The organism is Glutamicibacter sp. BW80 (genome assembly GCF_002332385.1).
Taxonomy (GTDB): domain Bacteria; phylum Actinomycetota; class Actinomycetes; order Actinomycetales; family Micrococcaceae; genus Glutamicibacter.
Genome location: NZ_NRGV01000007.1, coordinates 1 through 2,671 on the forward strand (window position 1 = coordinate 1; position 2,671 = coordinate 2,671).

General features: G+C 53.2%; 4 protein-coding genes. 3 read left to right on the forward strand and 1 reads right to left on the reverse strand.

What is annotated here, in order from left to right; genetic code table 11:
* Positions 1–212: hypothetical protein (locus CIK76_RS19545; RefSeq protein ID WP_217990325.1), on the reverse strand; the 212-nt coding region annotated here is incomplete at its 3' end.
* A 306-nt stretch (positions 213–518) separates the two neighbouring features.
* On the opposite strand from CIK76_RS19545, the gene CIK76_RS01595 reads away from it, so the two are divergent.
* The 3 genes from CIK76_RS01595 (at position 519) to CIK76_RS01610 (ending at position 2,555) form a co-directional block, all read left to right on the forward strand.
* Positions 519–929, forward strand: a complete 411-nt coding sequence (locus tag CIK76_RS01595) for a RidA family protein (protein ID WP_096283055.1) — start codon at positions 519–521, stop codon at positions 927–929.
* Between the two features lie 54 nt (positions 930–983).
* Positions 984–1,559 (forward strand): GNAT family N-acetyltransferase, encoded by a 576-nt coding sequence (locus CIK76_RS01600; protein ID WP_217990326.1) that lies wholly within the window; start codon positions 984–986, stop codon positions 1,557–1,559.
* A gap of 543 nt (positions 1,560–2,102) precedes the next feature.
* Complete coding sequence (locus CIK76_RS01610; protein ID WP_096283057.1) at positions 2,103–2,555, forward strand: hypothetical protein; 453 nt, start codon at positions 2,103–2,105, stop codon at positions 2,553–2,555.
* Positions 2,556–2,671: the final 116 nt, after the last annotated feature.

A 2,671-nucleotide genomic window follows, 5' to 3' on the forward strand; every position in this document is an offset into this window, starting at 1 on the left:
TGTCCGGTGGAGGACCGGCTTACGGGACACTCGTAGATTTCATCTTCATTAGTTAGCATTAACGGAATCGACCAGGCAGGAAACTCATGAGAAACGCCGTATGGATCGTCCAACAGGATGCAACGCCTGACAATACTGTCCTCGGGGTATTTGGTGATCCGGGTGAAGCTGACGAGTTTGCAGAAACCGTCAAAGACCTGTTCGAGGATCACGTGCTAATCCAAAAATTCGAAATTGGTTACAAGTTTACTGACGGATCATCTCGGTATTCCGCATAAGGTTCCTCAAGCGGGCGCGTTCCCAGGAGACTTCGGCGGACCATACACAGGCAATATCTTTCGGACACAGGTTCAGATTGGCAGTCAAAGATTAGTGACAGATTCTCCGTTTTTGATCCGTGAAATTTTAGCGGCTACATGAAATCGTTCGGTCGGCACGGAACTGACTTTCCGCGGCGGCAATCGTTCCCTCAGATAGGCTGGGAATCTATCAGAAGCCGAGACACTTAGAGGACAAGCATGCAACAACCTACGGTCACGCTTATTCGATCTGAAGCCCTTTCCGATGTCGCTGAGTACGCTTACGCGGCGACTGCTCCCAGCGATGCGCGTCTTATCTTCTTGGCGGGATCCTGCCCGTTGAACCAGGACGGATCGACCGCTGGGGTCGGCGACTACCGCGTACAAGCCGCTAAGGCTTTCGAGAACATGTGTATCGCCTTGGAAACGGCAGGTGCGGGCGTAGAAAACGTCATCAGCACACGTGTCCTTGTGGCATCCTCAGACCAGGCAGATCTTGTTGCCGCATGGGAAGTAATTCGTGCGGCCTTCGGTGACCACGACGTTCCCAGCACATTGATGGGTGTTACTGTTCTCGGCTATACGAACCAGCTTGTAGAAATTGAAGCAGTCGCAGCTGTCATTGACTAAGCATCCTAACGCTCCGTCAGGATGCTGTAGCGATCAAATCGGAGGATCCTAAATTTGCAGGAGCCAGTAATACCGCTAGGTGAATTTGCGCGGCTGAAACAGCCGATTCTGGAAGTCGATGATTTGGTAATGCGGCCTTGGGAACTCGCAGACGTTCCCGTGGTGGTGGAGGCTTACCAAGACCCGGCGATCATACAGTGGCATGGAAAAACCATGACCACCGACGATGCTAAAAAATGGGTGCTCCACTGGCCTTCCCGCTGGCAAGATGAGTCCGGTGCGGGCTGGTCAATATCTCGCGACGGGGAAACGATCGGACAGATCAGTCTACGGCGCATCGATCTGGCTAATGGTGCAGGCGAACTTTCCTACTGGGTTCTCCCTCAGGGACGCGGAGCAAATGTGGCGCCTAGGGGGCTACGCGAGCTGTCTACTTGGGCGTTCGATATGGCGCACTTCCACAGGCTTGAACTTGCACATTCCGTCAACAACCCTGCCTCATGCATAGTTGCGCACAAGAGCGGATATCTAACGGAAGGTATCAAGCGTCAACAGGTGCTACATGCTGATGGTTGGCACGATATGCATTGTCACGCGCGTCTAGCATCAGATCGGATCGCCGTAATCTGACTTCACCTGAATATTCACCATCCCCGTTTAGGATTTCACAAAAGCGAATAATGATGTCGATGAAATTCAAACGTCTAAGCCCAGGCTAAATTCATACGCGCTCAATCAGGCGTCCCGCAGAGGGTTCGGCTTGCGAAACAACCTGCCCTGACACGTTGAGAGCCTCCAAAGTTGAAGATGAATGAGCCCGAAGCTTGACCGTCTAAATCTACATAGGTAGCATTAGAGTATGGAGCGTTTGACAAGGCATACCCCTGCTACAGCTGCTGTTGTTGGTGCGCTCATGGAATCATCCGAGTCAATCTGGGGTCTCCAGATCGTGAAGATGACCGGGTTGAAGACAGGAACGGTTTACCCGATTCTGGAACGTTTGGAGGATGCTGGCTGGATTACTAGCGAGTGGGATACAGATCTGACTCGCAAGGGGCCCCGCCGGCGGTACTTTAAGTTGGACGCGAAGGCTGTTCCATATGCCCAGGAGTACATTTCCACCCAGAGGCCGAAACCATCCGTGGGTGCTGCTTTTCAATCCAGGAGACTCGCATGAGCCAGGCCTGGCTGGTACGAGCGCTGTTGCGACTATCGCTTTTCGTAACCCCGGCGCATCTGCGGCAAGTGCGCTCTGAGCAATGGAGGGCGGATCTTCGGGATTGCAGTGAGTTGGATATCCCGTCTGCTGATGTCGTTGCCGGTGCTCTTATTGCCGGCACACGTTTGCGAATTGCCCATGGACTTGCTTCGTTGTCCAACCCCGCCCTATTCAAAGAGGAAAGAGCAATGAAAATTCTGTTACCCACTGCCCTTATTGCTAGTGTTCTGACACTCGGCGGAATTGCTGGGGTTTCAGCAATCTCGAATTACGAGGTTACTCAGATTACGGTCCCGGAGGGGATGATTGAAGAGAATGCTCGAACCACCCCATCCGCTCCAATGATCATTGATGGTGTCGAGGTTTTGGGAAGTGGTGAGGTCGCTCCTACGTATCCGGGTGAGTAAGTGATTTAGCGCCAGCGTGAGAATCTGTCGTTTTGGTCAGAATCGCGCAATCAGAGCCAGGGGGACGGCAGACAAGCGGCGGGTGTCCCGCTGAAGGTTCCCCTCGCGGGCCGGTA

Coding starts and splice junctions, on each gene's coding strand:
- CIK76_RS01595 (WP_096283055.1), top strand. CDS start 519: ATGCAACAACCTACGGTCACGCTTATTCGATCTGAAGCCCTTTCCGAT.
- CIK76_RS01610 (WP_096283057.1), top strand. CDS start 2,103: ATGAGCCAGGCCTGGCTGGTACGAGCGCTGTTGCGACTATCGCTTTTC.